The 17,562-nt window shown below is 38.8% G+C and carries 14 protein-coding genes; 1 reads left to right on the top strand and 13 read right to left on the bottom strand.

Annotated features, from left to right (window positions below):
- Positions 1–37: 37 nt before the first annotated feature.
- The 9 genes from EA772_RS11955 to rpsT form a co-directional block, all read right to left on the bottom strand.
- On the bottom strand, positions 38–2,833 hold the full coding sequence (locus EA772_RS11955; protein ID WP_246833921.1) for a TonB-dependent receptor: 2,796 nt from the start codon (positions 2,831–2,833) through the stop codon (positions 38–40).
- Positions 2,834–2,944: 111 nt separating this feature from the next.
- On the bottom strand, positions 2,945–3,460 hold the full coding sequence (locus EA772_RS11950; RefSeq protein ID WP_124913463.1) for a DUF962 domain-containing protein: 516 nt from the start codon (positions 3,458–3,460) through the stop codon (positions 2,945–2,947).
- A 231-nt stretch (positions 3,461–3,691) separates the two neighbouring features.
- Positions 3,692–5,263, bottom strand: coding sequence for a ribonuclease Y (gene rny, locus EA772_RS11945; RefSeq protein WP_010602424.1), 1,572 nt, complete (start codon positions 5,261–5,263; stop codon positions 3,692–3,694).
- Positions 5,264–5,532: 269 nt separating this feature from the next.
- Positions 5,533–5,823, bottom strand: coding sequence for a cell division protein ZapA (locus tag EA772_RS11940; protein ID WP_010602423.1), 291 nt, complete (start codon positions 5,821–5,823; stop codon positions 5,533–5,535).
- 33 nt (positions 5,824–5,856) lie between these two features.
- Positions 5,857–6,147: a hypothetical protein gene (locus EA772_RS11935; protein ID WP_124913462.1), complete on the bottom strand. Its 291-nt coding sequence runs from the start codon at positions 6,145–6,147 to the stop codon at positions 5,857–5,859.
- 31 nt (positions 6,148–6,178) lie between these two features.
- Positions 6,179–8,578 (bottom strand): phenylalanine--tRNA ligase subunit beta, encoded by a 2,400-nt coding sequence (gene pheT, locus EA772_RS11930; RefSeq protein ID WP_124913461.1) that lies wholly within the window; start codon positions 8,576–8,578, stop codon positions 6,179–6,181.
- A 244-nt stretch (positions 8,579–8,822) separates the two neighbouring features.
- On the bottom strand, positions 8,823–9,659 hold the full coding sequence (locus EA772_RS11925) for an endonuclease/exonuclease/phosphatase family protein (RefSeq protein ID WP_124913460.1): 837 nt from the start codon (positions 9,657–9,659) through the stop codon (positions 8,823–8,825).
- A 217-nt stretch (positions 9,660–9,876) separates the two neighbouring features.
- Entirely contained in the window at positions 9,877–10,575 is a 699-nt protein-coding gene (gene radC, locus EA772_RS11920; protein WP_116170256.1) for a DNA repair protein RadC, read from the bottom strand.
- 74 nt (positions 10,576–10,649) lie between these two features.
- Positions 10,650–10,904: a 30S ribosomal protein S20 gene (rpsT, locus tag EA772_RS11915; protein ID WP_010603296.1), complete on the bottom strand. Its 255-nt coding sequence runs from the start codon at positions 10,902–10,904 to the stop codon at positions 10,650–10,652.
- A 243-nt stretch (positions 10,905–11,147) separates the two neighbouring features.
- On the opposite strand from rpsT, the gene EA772_RS11910 reads away from it, so the two are divergent.
- Positions 11,148–11,726: a phosphoribosylglycinamide formyltransferase gene (locus tag EA772_RS11910; protein WP_124913459.1), complete on the top strand. Its 579-nt coding sequence runs from the start codon at positions 11,148–11,150 to the stop codon at positions 11,724–11,726.
- A 16-nt stretch (positions 11,727–11,742) separates the two neighbouring features.
- Here the strand turns inward: EA772_RS11910 and EA772_RS11905 are convergent, their stop codons facing one another.
- The 4 genes from EA772_RS11905 to EA772_RS22070 form a co-directional block, all read right to left on the bottom strand.
- The gene (locus EA772_RS11905; protein ID WP_124913458.1) at positions 11,743–12,096 is read right to left on the bottom strand and encodes a response regulator; all 354 of its coding nucleotides are present in this window, start codon (positions 12,094–12,096) and stop codon (positions 11,743–11,745) included.
- An 80-nt stretch (positions 12,097–12,176) separates the two neighbouring features.
- Positions 12,177–14,123: an OmpA family protein gene (locus EA772_RS11900; protein ID WP_124913457.1), complete on the bottom strand. Its 1,947-nt coding sequence runs from the start codon at positions 14,121–14,123 to the stop codon at positions 12,177–12,179.
- A 3-nt stretch (positions 14,124–14,126) separates the two neighbouring features.
- Positions 14,127–15,101, bottom strand: a complete 975-nt coding sequence (locus EA772_RS11895; protein ID WP_124913456.1) for a type IX secretion system membrane protein PorP/SprF — start codon at positions 15,099–15,101, stop codon at positions 14,127–14,129.
- A gap of 17 nt (positions 15,102–15,118) precedes the next feature.
- Positions 15,119–17,562 (bottom strand): gliding motility-associated C-terminal domain-containing protein (locus tag EA772_RS22070; RefSeq protein WP_168187531.1); only part of this gene is annotated, 2,444 nt, incomplete at its 5' end.

Below are 17,562 nucleotides of genomic sequence, written 5' to 3'. Positions count from 1 at the left end.
TGTTAACAGTTTAATAATAGATGTATATTAATTTAACTTAGAAAGTATAAGAAAAAGATAAAGAGTAATTTCCTCCAGGTTTATAGCTGCTGATGGTTTCATCAGTACTTCCTGGGTTATATTGATCATTTAAATCTCTATCGTAATATTGAGTTAAGCGTTGGTTTAAAATATCACCTGCATTAAACTTAATTTCACCTTTGTTTTTAAGCACTTTTAATGCTAACTGTAAATCGATCACGTCTCTTGGAACATCCCAGATTTCTGGAAAGAATACTCCACCAGCAACGATTAACCTACGACCAACCCTGTTATACAAGGCATTGAAATTTAACTTATCATTTAAGAAACTGTGTTGTAAACCTGCATTAATTATGTATGGTGCCTGACCAACCATTGGTCTTTCTGTACGCAACAAGTTAATTCCACTGTTATTGATTTCAACCTTTGATTTAATAAAAGATAGGTTGGTATAGAAAGTTGTTTTCTTTAAAAAATCTGTTTTCGAAATAAAATCCAAGCTCTTGCGGAATTCAAATTCTACACCATACACATTCACGTTATCACTGTTGATATACGTTACGATTCTGCTTGATCCTGAATCCTGATTATAGGATTCAATTGCATTGTGAAACTTTTTATAGAAAGCTGAAACTGAGATAATTTGTCCCGCTTGCGGATAAAGCTCAAAACGAATATCAGCATTGTCAATTTTTGCTTCCTTTAGGTTTGGATTACCTTGTTGAAGTGACAAAAGCTCATAGTCATAAATTGCTGAAGATGCCAGTTCTCTAAATTCCGGACGGGCTAAAGTGCGGTAGTAAGATGCCCTTAAATTTATTTTTGGAGTAAGGCTATAAGTATAATTTGCAGAGGGCAATACATCTACATAGTTATCATCAACTGATGTTTGAGGAGAAGGAACTTTTGCATCAAGTTTCACATTAAATTGTTCCACTCTCACACCCCAAACTAATCTTGATTTTTCTCCGAATTTGTTATCTAACATTAAATAACCTGCATTCGTAATCGAATTTGCAGTATATGAATCTGCATCACCAGAAATATCATCCAAAAAGTAAGCACCACTGTTAATGGCATCAGCTGCATATAGGGTACTTAAAGGTCTTCTTGCAATTGCATCAGCATTTGCAGCAGCGGTATTTGCCCTCAAACCCACAAACCGGGCATCAAATGTTCTCTCGCGGTAAATAGAAGTTAAACCTGTTTTGAATGTAGCCAATTGGCCAAACATTTTTAAAGGCAGGGTGTAATTTGCGCCTCCACTGTAATTATTCTCATATAATTTTGAAAACAATGTTGAGTTTTCCTTGCTTAACGTACCTGTACTTGCAACATAAGCGTAGTTATCTGTACCAATATCTGCCGGATTTCTCTGGTAAGATACTTTCTTTTGATCTGGCTGATCATTTAAAATGTTTGCATAACTTACTGACCAGTTTAACTTAGCATTATTTTCACCTAAAGCATGATTACCCTCAATGGTTGATTTGAACAATGACTTTTGTAATAAATCAAAAGCAAAATACCTTGTATCACGGTTACGGTCAAAGTTAAAACCAGTTCTTGTTAGATAAGAATCATCATAGTTTCTGTTGTAGATATTTTTGAAAGTGATTTTACTTTTTCCATAGGTATAGGCAAAGTTAGCCAACGCACCTAAACTGGTCGAAAATCTGTAAATATTATCATGATAGTCGACGTTCACATAATCACGAATTACATCATTATTAATGGTTTGTGAGTTGCGATAAGTAAGCGAGAATAATGCACCAAACCTGTTTGTGTTTTTAAAATCTTTAACCCTACCTAAAGTAAATTGATAATTTTGAGTAGGAAGTGCTGTATTGTTATAAGTATTCCAGTTTCTTGGAAGCGCCCTCATACCAGCCGCTTGCTCTGTAGCGGTTAACCCATTATTAAATTTGTTACGTGATGGAAAGTTGCTTGGCAATGCTCTGTCTCCGTTGTCGAAGCCAAAATAGTCGCTCACATTACGTGTTCCTGAAATAAAATCTTTACCAGTAGATTCTGTATTGAAGCCCGTACCAATTCCAAAACTTATAAAATTATTATCTGGAATATCTTTAGTTGCAATTTGGATTGAACCACCGGTAAAATCTGCAGGAAGGTCTGGCGTAGCTGTTTTACTAATCACGAGGTTATCAACCAGGTTTGAAGGTACAATATCGAATGAAAATGCTTTACGGTTTGGCTCGGTACTTGGCAATGAAGCGCCATCAAGCGTAGCATTATTGTAACGATCACTTAAACCTCTAATCACCACAAACTTATTATCCTGAACGGTAGCTCCGCTCACTCTTTTCAAAACATCTGATGTATTTCTATCCGGAGATTTTCTTATCTGATCACTCGAAACACCATCCGATATGACTGAACTATTTTTTTGTTTAGCATAAAGTGAATTTACAGATTCTTGTCTGAAACTAGCTTTAACAACCACTTCACCCAGATTTTGACCACTTGCTTCGCTCAAAATTACGTTCAAAGAAGTTGTTGCCGGAGATTTAACTTCAATATCCGAAACCTCCTTGGTTTGATAACCAACGTAAGAAAATTCTAAAGTATATTTCCCATTGGCTAGAGACTGAAGAATGTACTTTCCATCTACATCAGTCGACAATCCTTTATTAGTACCTTTAATTTTAACAGACACCCCAATTAAGGTTTCGCCGGTTTTTTTATCCGTTACCGTTCCAGAAATTTTACCGGTTTGTGCATAGGCGGCTATGCTTAAGAATGAAATCAGCATGACTAATGCCGATTTTTTTAAAATTGTGATTAAGTCCAATTTGCCTGTGTTTTATTTTAGGCAAAGCTATTACCACAATGTTAGCTATATGTTAGATGTTAATTAAGCTTTGTTTAGCTAAAGGTTAATTTAATGTTAGCTACTTTCCGGTTAGTACCTGATACCTGTTTTCTTGCAGATGAAGTGCAACAACCAAATTGGGCCGATTAACAGAAACTTAACATCATCCAAAAATGAGGGCTTTTTACCTTCAATTTTATGCCCGATAAATTGCCCTACCCAGGCGGCTACAAATATGGCAGCATAAATGGCATAAGCAGTTCCGCTACCCAAACCCACAGCTTGTTCAATTTTAACAATGCCATAACTCATGAGGCCCACTACCCAAATCATGAGAAAAAATAATACAGGAGATAACGTAAAATAATAATATAAGCTAAAAGCCAAAAGAAATGATGCCCAGTTAAAAAAGCCGTTATAGCTACCTAAAAAACCGATATGAGGAAATGGAATTTGCCAAACTAAACCCAATAAACTGAATACAATCAAGGGAACACAAATCCAGTGGACTAGTTTATTGGTCGGATTTTGATGGCTCTCTGCATACTTGTCAAAAAGTACATCAACAGGGCGCTTAGGTTCAATTTGGATAGTTGGCTTGCTCATGATGTAAAATTATAAAAAATGTTGAAGATACTGTTATGGCATATCATCATTGTGAGGTATGGAGCAATCTAGCCTACAATCACGAAATAATAAATCATTGTGATAAGATTTAGTAAGAGAATTTATAATCCATGAAGGAAAGCTAGTAACAAAAAAAGCGATGGAAGACCATCGCTTTCAAATATTTATTGCTTCGCCATGTAAAATATTCAAGCCATGACGAATAATCAATTACTTTGCAAATGCTACTGAACGTGTTTCACGAATCACCGTAACTTTAATCTGACCAGGATAAGTCATTTCCGTTTGAATACGGGTTGAAATATCTGCAGCCAGTAATTCGGCTTGTGCATCTGTAATTCTTTCACTTTCTACAATTACACGTAATTCTCTACCTGCCTGAATCGCAAAAGTTTTTTCCACGCCTGGGTAAGATAATGCCAGTTCTTCCAAATCTTTTAAACGTTTGATATAGCTTTCCACTACCTCTCGTCTCGCTCCCGGACGGGCACCAGAAATGGCATCACAAGCCTGAACAATTGGTGAAATCATCGACGTCATTTCTATCTCGTCGTGGTGGGCACCAATAGCATTGCAAATTTCTGGATGTTCTTTATACTTTTCAGCCAATTGCATACCTAAAATTGCGTGAGGCAATTCAGGATTATCATCAGGCACTTTACCAATATCATGTAACAAACCGGCACGTTTGGCCATTTTCGCATTTAAGCCTAATTCTGCCGCCATGGTTGCACAGAAGTTTGCTACCTCACGTGAGTGATGCAAAAGATTCTGACCATACGACGAGCGGTAACGCATGCGTCCCACCATACGAATCAATTCAGGGTGTAAACCATGAATACCCAAATCGATCACAGTACGCTCACCGATTTCTACAATCTCATCCTCAATTTGCTTTTTGGTTTTGGCTACAATTTCTTCGATACGGGCCGGGTGAATACGTCCGTCGGTTACCAAACGGTGTAAAGCTAAACGGGCAATCTCTCTTCTTACCGGGTCAAATCCAGATAAAATGATCGCTTCAGGGGTATCATCTACAATAATCTCAATACCGGTAGCCGCTTCTAAAGCACGGATATTTCTACCTTCTCTACCAATTACGCGACCTTTAATTTCATCACTTTCAATATGAAAAATAGAAACCGAATTTTCAATAGCAGCCTCTGTAGCGGTACGTTGAATGGTCTGAATCACAACTTTTTTAGCTTCTTTGCTGGCCGTTAATTTCGCCTCATCCACAATGTCTTTCACCTGCATCATGGCTTGCGTACGAGCCTCTTGCTTTAAGTTTTCTACCAATTGTTCTTTAGCTTCCTCAGCCGAAAGACCAGCGATGGTTTCCAATTGTTTCAGGTGCTGATTTTTCAATACTTCAACTTCTTCCTGCTTCTTAACAGCCAATTCAGTTTGCTTTTCAAGGTTACCTTTTTGCTTATCAAGTTCCTGTTCTTTTTTATTGAAGTTTTCCATACGCTGATTTACCGATTGCTCTTTCTGCTTAATGGTATTTTCACGTTGGTTGATCGTATTGTTTTTAGCATTTACTTCCTGTTCATGCTCTGCTTTCAGTTGTAAAAACTTTTCTTTGGCTTCTAAAAGCTTGTTCTTTTTTAAGATTTCTGCGTTGTTCTCTGCATCTTTTAAAATCTTTTTAACCTTGTTTTGAGCAGCAACTTCCTGCCCTTTTAACAAGTTGCGTAGTAGGAACCTGCCCACCGCTATACCGATACCTAAGCCTGCTATTAGGGCAAATATGTATCCTAGAATTTCCGTTATCTCCATTTTGTTTTTTAAGTAAAAAAAAACCGCAGCTAATTTTTTTAAAGTCTCATCATTTTAAACCTCAACTAAGCATAATTGGGATTTAAGCCATTTTCAGGTGCCATAGCAGATGAAATACGCCCTCTTAACCCCATAGATATTGAAGTGTTAAGTTTTATAAATTTGAAACTCAAAAAACTAGCCGCGGCTATGTCTTTATGCTAATGTGCAACTATTGAACTGAATATAATCAGTTATATCATTATCATGATATTTGCAAAGAACGAACCTTATTTTTTAAAAAAACCGTTGAGTAAAACATCCAATTCTTCAACTTTATCAGCAACGGCAGTATCCTGGTTTTGTACTTTATTTTCCGTTCTCAATACGGCGGTTGCATAATGCAAAACTGCCATAGAAAGAAGATCCTGCTTATCTCTAACCGCATAATTATCTTGATAATCTTTTATGCGCTCATTGATCATTTTAGCCGCCCGTCTCACAATTTCTTCCTCTTCCGTATTCACCTTTAAAGGATATATACGGTCGGAAATGGTTATTTTAATCGAGATTTCTCCCATTTGTTAGCTTAGTTTCTGATTTCTTCGCATTATTTATTTTTTAAGTAATGCGATACTCTTATCAATCTCCCGCACAAAATCGTTAATTTTTTGCTTAATGTCAAGCGACTTTTCACTTGTTCCTTCAATACTTTTAGCCAGTTTTGTTACCCTTAGTTTTTCTTCAAGGTCTGCAGTTTTGGCTTTTGAGGTATCAACGGCAACTTTTAACGACTGATTTTCAAGCTTTAATAAATCATTTTCTTCCTGTAAAGCGTTACATAACTCAATTAATCGAGCTGTTTTTTCTAATACTTTATCTAATTGATCTGCAACAGAAGTCATGAATTTATTTCTAAAAATACGAATTTATATTTTATTTCCTAATTTCTGCGCCCGCTTGCTGGGTTAAATTCGCAATTAACTTCTGCATAGTATTTTCAATCTGCTTATCGGTCAGGGTTTGCTCCTCATCCTGTAAAATAAAATTCAGGGCATAAGATTTTTTCCCATCCGGCAATTTATCACCTACATAAACATCGAAAACACCAACCTCTTTGATGAGTTTTTTATCCGTCTTGAATGCAATACTTTTTAACGTATCAAATGTTACGACCTGATCAATCAACAGAGACAAATCTCTCCGCACCTGCGGATATTTAGAAATTTCTTTATTAACGATTTTATTTTTCTTTACAATATCAAGTATTCCCGCCCAGTCAAAATCTGCATAGAAAACTTCGGCATTCACATCTGCTACCTTTCGATCGGCCTTGCTTGCTGCACCAAAACTCACCAGGGTTTTATCTCCACGGAAATATTTTAAGCCATAGGCGAAGTTTTCATCATTCAAACTATCGGTTTGATAACCTGAAATACCCAAACGGGAAATGATGGCATCAACAGCTGATTTTAGATTATAAAAAGAAGCTGCTTTTGAATTTTGATTCCATTGCTCACTTTGTTTTGCCCCAGAGATTAACAATAACAGTCTCGGGCGTTCGACATACTTCTCATTAATTAAGTGATACGTTTTACCGAACTCATAAAACTTTACGTCAGCATTTTTACGGTTTTGGTTATAAGCCACGCTTTCCAGAGCCGGCATCAACAGATTTTGGCGCATTACATTTAAATCACTACTCAGCGGATTCAGCACAAATACGGCCTCATCCAGATTTTTTGAATAAGCTGATTTGGTTAATGAGTTACACATAATCTCCGCGTAGCCATTTGCGGTAAGCAGGTCTGCAATCGTATTATGCGTATTTTCTTTCTCCGGCTTCACGCTGTAAGAAAGTGATGCATTTACTTTCGATGGGATTTCTATATTATTATAACCATAAATTCGTAACACCTCTTCAGTGATATCACATTCGCGGGTTACATCAACTTTGAAAGAAGGAACCCTCAATGCCAGCGTATCATCAGAAGTACTGGTAGCCGCAATACCTAAAGCTGTGATGATATGTTTAATTTCATTAGATGGAATATTTGCTCCAATCAATTTATTAATATTGGTATAGCTAACTTCAAACTCAAATGGGCGGATATGATTCGGATAAATATCAGAAATCGAAGATGAAATTTCGCCTCCTGCTACTTCCTTGATTAACAATGCGGCATACTTCAAAGCGGTGACCGTAATCTCAGGATCTGTTCCACGCTCAAAACGGAACGATGCATCAGTTTTCAATCCGTGTCTTTTTGCTGTTTTTCGTACCGAAACAGAATTGAAATAAGCACTCTCCAGGAAGATATTTTTAGTTTCACTATCAACGCCAGATGTTTTCCCACCAAATACGCCCGCAATACACATAGGCGCAGCAGCATTACAAATCATTAAATCATCGGCATCTAACTTACGTTCTACATCATCGAGTGTTGTGAATGGCGTACCTTCATCAACTTTTTTAACGATTACTTTTCCGCCTGCAATTTTATCAGCATCAAAGGCATGAAGCGGCTGTCCTAAACCATGCAACACATAGTTGGTAATATCCACCACGTTGTTAATCGGACGAAGACCAATAACTTTTAACTTATCTTTTAACCAGTCTGGAGATTCGGTAACGCTTACCCCGGAAATGGTAACACTGCTATAACGCGGACAAACAGCTGCATCTTCTACTTCTACCGGGATAACTAAATTTTCATTATCAGTTTTAAAAGCTGATAAATCCGGCATTTCATATTCACTTCTAAAATAGGCTGCTAAATCTCTGGCCACCCCTAAATGAGAGGCTGCATCTGCCCGATTTGGCGTTAAGCCGATTTCAAAAACAAAATCGTCATTCAACTTAAAATGATCTTTAGCAAGAACTCCAATTTCGGTATCTCCTGACAAAATCATAATACCATCATGAGATTTTCCCAAACCAATTTCATCTTCAGCACAAATCATTCCTTGAGAAACTTCTCCCCTAATCTTGGATTCTTTGATTTTAAAAGGTTCGCCTTCTAAGGGATAAACAGTAGTTCCGACAGTTGCCACCACTACTTTTTGTCCGGCAGCAACATTTGGCGCTCCGCAAACAATTTGAAGATTATCTTTTCCGCCAACGTTAACAGTGGTTACACGCAAACGATCGGCATTAGGGTGTTGAACGCATGTTAAAACTTCGCCAATAACTAAGCCCTCTAAGCCGCCCACAACAGGTTGCACTTTTTCTACACTTTCTACCTCTAAACCAACATTTGTTAAGATTAAGGAAAGCTCTTGTGGCGTTTTATCAATTTGAACGAATTGTTTTAACCAGTTATATGATATTTTCATTTAATGAGATTTGAGATTCTAGATCTGAGATTTGAGACATTCAAAGTCTGAAACATCAGTAAAAGAATTTTAAAACGCAAAGATATTATTTAAAGCCTAAAGCCGAAAGCTAAACACGAAATCTTGATGCATTATAGCAAATTAAAGCGTATTCCGAATTAATGGCTTTCCAAAATCTTTTCTCCTAACGCTAAACTCGATGAACAAGAAAATTTGCAGTGACTTGTGAAGTCTATAGTAAAAACTAAAACCACAATCTGGCAAACACTGGTAAATGATCAGACGGGTATCTTTTATTTTTACTATCAGAAAGAACTGCAAATTTCTGAACTTTAAAACCTTTGTTTACAAAAATATAATCGATTCTGTTTTTCAAATCGCTGTTGAAATCAAAAGCGTTAAAAGTTCCTTCTGGTCCATAAGCCGGCTCCTGAGTGATTTCTTTCGCATCAGTTAAAAATGATTTTATTGTTGCAATAGCTTCGGTTTCCGGTGTAACATTTAAGTCGCCGGTAAAAACCACTGGTAATTTAGGCGCTATTTCCTGTATTTTTTGTTTGATTAGTTTTGCCGATTCGATCCTGGCTTTTACGCCAACATGGTCGTAATGCGTATTGAATACCAGAAACTCTTTTTTATTAGATTTATCGTAAAGGCGCACCCAGCTACAAACGCGGTTCAATGCAGCATCCCAACCTTTAGATGGCACATTTGGTGTTTCCGAAAGCCAGAAAGTACCGCCATCTTTTTTGGTAAAACGATCTTTATCGAAATAGACTGCAGAAAATTCGCCTTTACGTTTTCCATCCTCACGCCCCACACCTACCACATCAAAATTTGAATTTTCCAGCAAGGCATCAAATTGTTCGGGCAAGGCTTCTTGCACACATAAAATATCTGCATCATGAAACTTAACCAAGGCCTTCACATTATCCTTTCGGTTCGGCCAGGCATTTATACCATCAGAAGCAACATTCAATCGAATGTTATAGGTGATGATATTGATAGGCGAAGCTTTTTGTTGTGCAATAGCAATCGTAGAAACAAGTAATAAGGAAAAGATAATTTTAGAAGCTTTCATGTGATGTTTAATTTCAATTTGCCAATAATACTAATTTCATGTTAATTGAATTTTAAGTAGTCAAATTGTTATACATGATATGCCTTATTATACAGGATGCTAAACGCCACCGCTTCATGTTGTTCTGAATTTCCGAATCAGCAACCAACTGTTTATAAGCTCCATACAATTAAGGCCCTGAAATAACTCAGGGTGAAGATCAACGTAATACGATCTCTTAGATCACATCATCATCCTTGTAGCTATAGTAATTATTATTGCCAAATATTAAATGATCAACAACATAAAGACCGAGCATAATCCCTGATGCAACCAAATCTCTGGTAATTTTATTATCGCTTTCACTTGGTTTCAAGTTTCCTGATGGATGATTATGCGCCAAGATTATACTCGCCGCATTATTTTCTAAAGCAACTTTGAAAATGATTTTTGGATCAGCAACAGTTCCCGCCTGGCCACCTTTGCTAATTAAATGTTTCCCAATAATATGATTGGATCGATTGAGGAGTAAGATCCAAAATTCCTCATGATTAAGATCAGCAAAAGTATGGTGTAGATAGCGATGAACATCGCTTGATGCAGACACCTGCGTAAGTTGTTCTTCCTGGGTTTCCTTTCTTCGTAAGCCCAACTCCAATGCGGCAACTATAGAAATCGCTTTTGCTTCGCCTATTCCTTTGAATTTAGAGAGATCCTGGATAGATGCCCTCCCCAGTTTAGTAAGATTATTTTCGTAAAAGGCCAAGATCCGTTTACTTAAATCGACAGCTGTTTCGTTCCGGTTTCCTGACCCAATTAAAATGGCAATCAATTCGGCATCAGTTAAATGCCTGCGACCGTGTTGCAAAAGCTTTTCTCTAGGCCGATCTTCTTCAGCCCACAGTTTTATTCCTAGTTTTTGATCGTATTCTTCCATATTTTTTACGCAAAAAAAAGGCATCCCAACTTTTGGTTGGGATGCCATTTACTAATATCGTAAAAAAAGTTAGCTTATGCTAAACCGTTAACGAATTTCGTTAATTTCGATTTGTTGTTAGCTGCTTTGTTTTTGTGAATAATGTTTTTCTTAGCTAAACGATCTAACATAGAGATTACTTTAGGCAATAAATCTGATGCAGATTTTTTATCTTCTGCAGCACGTAATCTCTTGATGAAAGTACGAGTAGTTTTTGCCTGATATCTGTTACGTAAACGTTTTGTTGCGTTTGCTCTAATTCTTTTTAATGAAGATTTATGATTTGCCATTTCTATTTAGCCTTTTATTTTTCTTTAATCGTTTCCTATAATTCGGGTTGCAAATATAGAGTTTATGTTTTTAAATTACAAAAGAATTTAACTTTTTTATTCACTAAAATATCTACTCCTTTTACGGATGCAAAAATACATTTAATTTATTCATTAATAACACCTTTACGTAACACAATAAAAATTTAGTTCTATAGAGAAAACATGCGTAAAAATACTATTTTTGGGCAAAACGATTTTTGAGTGAAAAAACGAATAGCCATTTTTGCATCCGGTTCTGGTTCCAATGCCCAAAAGCTAATGGAACATTTTAAGCGAAGTAACGACACAGAAATTTCTTTGGTATTAACTAATAATGCCGATGCTTATGTCCTTCAAAGAGCCGATAATTTTGAAATTCCAAGTCATATTTTCGACAAACATGAGTTTTATAAAACAGATGAAGTTATCGATTTACTCAAAAATTTAGATATTGATTTTATTGTTCTGGCAGGCTTCCTTTGGCTGATTCCGCAAAACCTGATTGCGGCATACCCAGGTAGAATCATTAATATCCATCCCGCAATTTTACCAAAATTTGGAGGCAAAGGCATGTATGGTGATCATGTACACCATGCTGTTATGGCTGCCGGTGAAGCTGAAGGCGGGATAACCATTCATTATGTAGATGAAAACTACGACGAAGGAGAGTACATTTATCAGGCCCGATACAAAATTGATAAGGGGGATAATCTGGAGATGATCAAATTTAAAGGTCAGCAGCTGGAACATTTGCATTATCCAAGAATTGTAGAGACTTTGGTAAAAAAAATAAAGAAGTAGGATTGCGCAACGTAAATTACAGAAATTCACTGAGTAATTCCTTGATTTCCAAAAGTGAAGAATCTTTGAAAATAAAAGCACTTGCACCTGCAGATAATAAAGTTCCCGGAAGTTCCTGTTTCTTATCATAGCAGGAAAAAATAACTACTTTCGAATCCTTGATAATAAAACGAATAAGTGCTTCTAATCTATCGGCACCTGTTAAATTCGCATTGAAGATAATCAACCTCATATCCTGAGCGGCTATCATATTGACTGCACAGTCTAGGTTCTCTGCTTCCAATACCGTCGCGTTTGGGCACATCGACTCCAAAACTAATTTTAGGCCATAGCGAAAAATTTCATGATCATCAACAACAAGTATTTTCATTATCCTATAGCTTAAGCACTGAATGTTTCGGGCGATAAATCAGGGAACAGCCATTGATTCATAGGCTGTTCCCTTATTACTTATTGTTTTGTAATTGTAAATTCTGTTCTTCTGTTTAACTGATGATCAGCTACGCTACATTTAACACCGTTTGAGCAGCCGTTAACCAACCTGCTCTCTCCATATCCCTTCGCGGTGATCCGGCTCTTTTCAATGCCCTTATCAATAATATACTGAACTGCAGAATTTGCCCTGCGCTGTGATAACGATTGATTGTACTCATCGTTTCCACGACTGTCAGTATGCGATCCAAGCTCAATCCAGATTGTCGGGTTTTCCGTCATAATCTTTACGAGCTTATCAAGTTCAATTGCCGCATCCGGCCTGATGTTAGACTTATCGAAATCATAGTAAATATTCTCTAACCTGATGGCTTTACCGATTGAAATCTTCTCCAGGTATAAGTCTTTCCTTAATACTGTTGAGGTTGTTAAACCTTTGGTAGTCAAATTCTCTGGACTTGCTACGCGATATCCGGTTTTTTCTCCCTGAATGCTGTAATCCATGTTTGCATCTAAATCAAACTTAAAGCTACCATCGGAATTGGTGGCTACTTTAAGAGGATTGCCGTTTGAAGCTGTTAAACTAACAATTGCATTAGCAAGAGGTTCATTGCTTTGCTTATCAAATACTTTTCCTTCAAGTTTGAAAGCCAATATTAGTTTCTCTACAAAACTATAAATATCATCACTCCCCATCCCACCATCGCGGTTTGAAGAAAGATAACCTTCGTTTTTCGAATGCAGAGTAAAGGCAAAATCATCATCCGCAGAATTTAAGGGATAACCCATGTTTTGAACCCCATTATTTACCGCCTTGAAAATATCGAGACCACCCATACCTGGAAAGCCATCACTACTAAAGTAAAGGTTACCCTCTGCATCAAACATTGGGGTTCGCTCGTTGCCAGAACTATTATATTGACTTAGGTTTAGTGCATCAGACCAGGTACTGTCTGCATTTCTTGTGGATTTATAAATATCTGTTCCACCTTTTCCACCTGGCATGTTGGAAACAAAGTAAAGTGTATTCCCATTATCGGTCACCAGAGGATCACCTACAGAATAACTATCTACAGCATTGTATCTAAAAGCCACAGGCTTTTGCCATACTCCTGATACTTTTTTGCTCGAATAGAGTTCAATATTTACAGTAGTTGGTGCTCCTTTTTTCCTCTCAATGCGGTTAGGAATTCTTGTTAACGTAAAGAAAACTTCATTTACATCCGGAGTGAAACTAGCATTGCCAACGTGGTAATTGGTACCGGGATCAATTGGAAATAAACCAACAGTATCGTTACCGGTGCTTTTTTCATACAAGCGGAGATAATCATTACCTGTCCAGCCATAAGTATTTCGGTCTGGCAATTTACTGCCATCAAATTTTAAAAAAGGACGGTTTTTGCTGGCCTTTGCTTCAGCCGAAACATTTGTTCGATCGGAGGTAAAAACTAAACCATTGCCATATTTAATCGCACCCCAGTCTGACTGCGGCGAATTTAAACCCTGTTCGTTTTTTAAGGTTACAAACTTTGGGTTTTGCATCCATTTTATAGCGGAATCGCAAGAAGCTGACCAAAGCAGGCGTTGAGCTACTGTGGTTTCTTTCTCCATATCAGCGTATTTTTTAAACTGAACTTTGGCTTCTGCATATTTCGCATTATGACGCAAAGCTTCTGCATATTTCAAAGTGGCGTCACTTTTCGCCCCTTCCATAGCAGTCAGAATAGCAAACCAGCTTTCGGCCTGTTTATAATCTCTGGTTAACCGATAACTTTCTGCAAGTCGCTCCACCGAATGAAGTGTTTTTTTCTTTTGATAGGCGGCGGTATAAAGTTCAATTGCTTTCTGATAATTATATAAATCGTACTGTGCATCGGCTTCCTTGATAACGTATTGCGCTTTTGCAAAGTGTCCTTGTACGATCACGAGCACCAGGATCATGTTTAATTTAATTATATACTTCATAACCTAAAAATATCTTGGTGTTAACATCCTCACTTTTTTCGGCTTAAAATAATAACCAATCGAAATTTCATGCGTACCGCCACTATAGCCCTGAAGTTTACTTAGGCTATAATCAAATGCATATCCAATTCGTAATTGTGGATTCGCAAATAATTCTGTCATGGCCACTATCGAATTGTCTTTATCCAAATCCCTTTGCAAATAATTCTTATCGTAAAGCTTAACAGCTGTGCGGTAACTTCCGCCTAGCCAGATTCTTTCTGAAAGTAAAAAAAATGCATTTATGTCTAAACTGGTTGGACCGCCCTGATCATCTTTCAATAAAAACGAAGGCTTTAACTGAACATTTTGATTGATAGGCAACAACATCCCCGCTGTTAAATAGTAATGTGGCTTCGGTACAGGAAAATTAATGCTCATGTTGCCATTTTGCATCACATATTGTGCGATTAAATTATCTACAGAAAACCCTGCATAAAACCTGTTATTGGCATAAAAAACTCCTGCCCTTGCGTCGGGGGCAACATGTCGTTCTGTTCCTAATGGAATGCCTACATCTCCGGCGTCCAATGGATCGAGCAGATCTCCATTTAAACCATTTTGGATAACACCGATTCCTAAACCAAAAGCCAACCTCGAACTGCCATCGGCATTTGTCCTGATCCGGTATGCATAGTTTGCGTAGGCTGATAAAGTACTTTGTGCACCCAATTTATCAGATGCAACCTGCATCGCAAGACCAACATTTCCATCGTTTGCCGTAGCATCAACTGCTAAGCTCATCGAGGTTGGTGAACCGGTTATACCGGTCCACTGATTTCTATAAAAACTATGAATATTGGTCTGCTCTTTATATCCTGCATAAGCAGGGTTGATATAGATACCATTAAACATGTATTGACTAAACTGAGCATCCTGCTGACTTCGTGCAACTTGCGCAATCGTCAATGCCATGATTATCATTATTACCTTTTTCATCTTTGATCCTTTTCGAATTAATTCTTTTTAAGTAGCGTAATAAAACCTTTGTGTGCATGCCAGTTACCATTAGAATCCTTAATTTTCAAAAGGTAATAATAGGTACCTGCATTCAATCCTTCGCCCGTCCAGTTATTCTGGTACGCTCCATCACTATGAAATACTTCATTGCCCCATCTATTGAAAATAACCATACTGTTTTCAGGATAAGCACTTAAGCCCTGTATGCGGAACGTATCGTTCTTACCATCTCCATCTGGTGTAATTACATTTGGAATCTTGAATCCAAGAATTTCCTTTGTGGCAGTAGAGGTATTGTCAGCTGGATTGGTATCTTCTTCTTTACTGCTTACTGTTGCAGTATTTACGACTACACCTGCCTGATCAGTCTTCACATTTAAATTAAGAGATACACTCGCTCCGGCAGCCAGTTGTCCTACGTTCCAGCTTAAAGTTCTGGTCGCAGGATTGTAAACTACGGTACCATTATTACTTGTAGCAGATATGAAGACTAAGCCATTTGGAAGTACGTCTTCTACCATTACTTCTGTAGCAGGATTAGTGCTGTTGTTACGAACGGTTAGATCATAATTGAACTGTTCTCCAATTGATTTAATCACTAAAGGCGTTGATTTCACAATACTTAAATCAACCATTACCGCTTTTGGAATCGGTGTAACCGTATCGGTGTTGTTGCCCGGAGTTGGATCCGTTTCGTTTCCACTGATTGTTACCGTATTGGCATAAACACCTGTTGCTTTCACTTTAGCCACTACCGTTAAGGTTGCGCTTGCGCCGTTGGCCAGGTTGCCGATCAACCAGTTTGGTGCAGTCCAGCTGCCGGTGCTTGGTGTAATGCTTACCACTTCGTATCCCGATGGGATGTTTTCCGTTACGCTTACTTCTGTCGCATTGCTCGGACCATTGTTGGTCGCGGTGATCGTAAAGGTTACGTTGCTACCCACACTTGGCGTGGCATTGTTTACTGTTTTGGTGATTGCTAAATCCGAAACAGCAGCCGGGTTTGGTGTTTCTGTATCGGTATTGTTGCCCGGCGTAGGATCCGTTTCGTTTCCGCTGATTGTTACCGTGTTGGCATAAACACCTGTTGCTTTCACTTTAGCCACTACCGTTAAGGTAGCGCTTGCGCCGTTGGCCAGGTTGCCGATCGACCAGTTTGGTGCAGTCCAGCTGCCGGTGCCCGGTGTAACGCTTACCACTTCGTATCCCGTTGGGATGTTCTCTGTTACGCTTACCCCTGTCGCCGCACTTGGACCGTTGTTGGTCGCCGTGATCGTAAAGGTCACGTTGCTGCCTACACTTGGCGTCGCGTTGTTCACTGTTTTGGTGATTGCTAAATCCGAAACAGCAGCCGGGTTTGGTGTTTCTGTATCGGTATTGTTGCCCGGCGTTGGATCAGTTTCGTTTCCGCTGATTGTTACCGTATTGGCATAAACGCCTGTCGCTTTCACTTTAGCCACTACCGTTAAGGTAGCGCTTGCGCCGTTGGCCAGGTTGCCAATCGACCAGTTTGGTGCAGTCCAGCTGCCTGTGCCTGGTGTAACGCTTACCACTTCATATCCCGTTGGGATGTTCTCTGTTACGCTTACCCCTGTCGCATTGCTCGGACCATTGTTGGTTGCCGTGATCGTAAAGGTCACGTTGCTACCTACACTTGGCGTCGCGTTGTTCACTGTTTTGGTGATCGAAAGTTCGCTTACCGCTGATGGTATAGGCTCTTCCGTATCAGTGTTATTGCCAGGCGTTGGATCTGTTTCGTTTCCACTGATTGTAACCGTATTGGCGTATACACCTGTTGCTTTCACTTTAGCCACTACCGTTAAGGTAGCGCTTGCGCCGTTGGCCAGGTTGCCGATCGACCAGTTCGGTGCAGTCCAGCTGCCGGTGCTCGGTGTAACGCTTACCACTTCGTATCCCGTTGGGATGTTCTCTGTTACGCTTACACCCGTTGCCGCACTTGGACCGTTGTTGGTCGCCGTGATCGTAAAGGTTACGTTGCTGCCTACACTTGGTGTGGCATTGTTTACTGTTTTGGTGATCGAAAGGTCGCTTACCGCTGATGGTGTCGGCTCTTCCGTATCAGTGTTATTGCCCGGCGTTGGATCCGTTTCGTTTCCACTGATTGTTACCGTATTGGCATAAACGCCTGTTGCTTTCACTTTAGCCACTACCGTTAAAGTAGCGCTTGCGCCGTTGGCCAGGTTGCCGATCGACCAGTTTGGTGCAGTCCAGCTGCCGGTACTTGGCGTAACACTTACCACTTCGTATCCCGTTGGGATGTTCTCTGTTACGCTTACCCCTGTTGCATTGCTCGGTCCGTTGTTGGTCGCGGTGATCGTAAAGGTTACGTTGCTACCCACACTTGGCGTGGCATTGTTTACTGTTTTGGTGATTGCTAAATCCGAAACAGCAGCCGGGTTTGGTGTTTCTGTATCGGTGT

Origin of the sequence: Pedobacter sp. G11, from assembly GCF_003860265.1 — a bacterium.
In the GTDB taxonomy this organism is placed as follows: Bacteria; Bacteroidota; Bacteroidia; order Sphingobacteriales; family Sphingobacteriaceae; genus Pedobacter; species Pedobacter agri.
The sequence above is the reverse complement of the archived record's forward strand: the minus strand, read 5'-3'. Positions and strand labels throughout refer to the sequence as shown.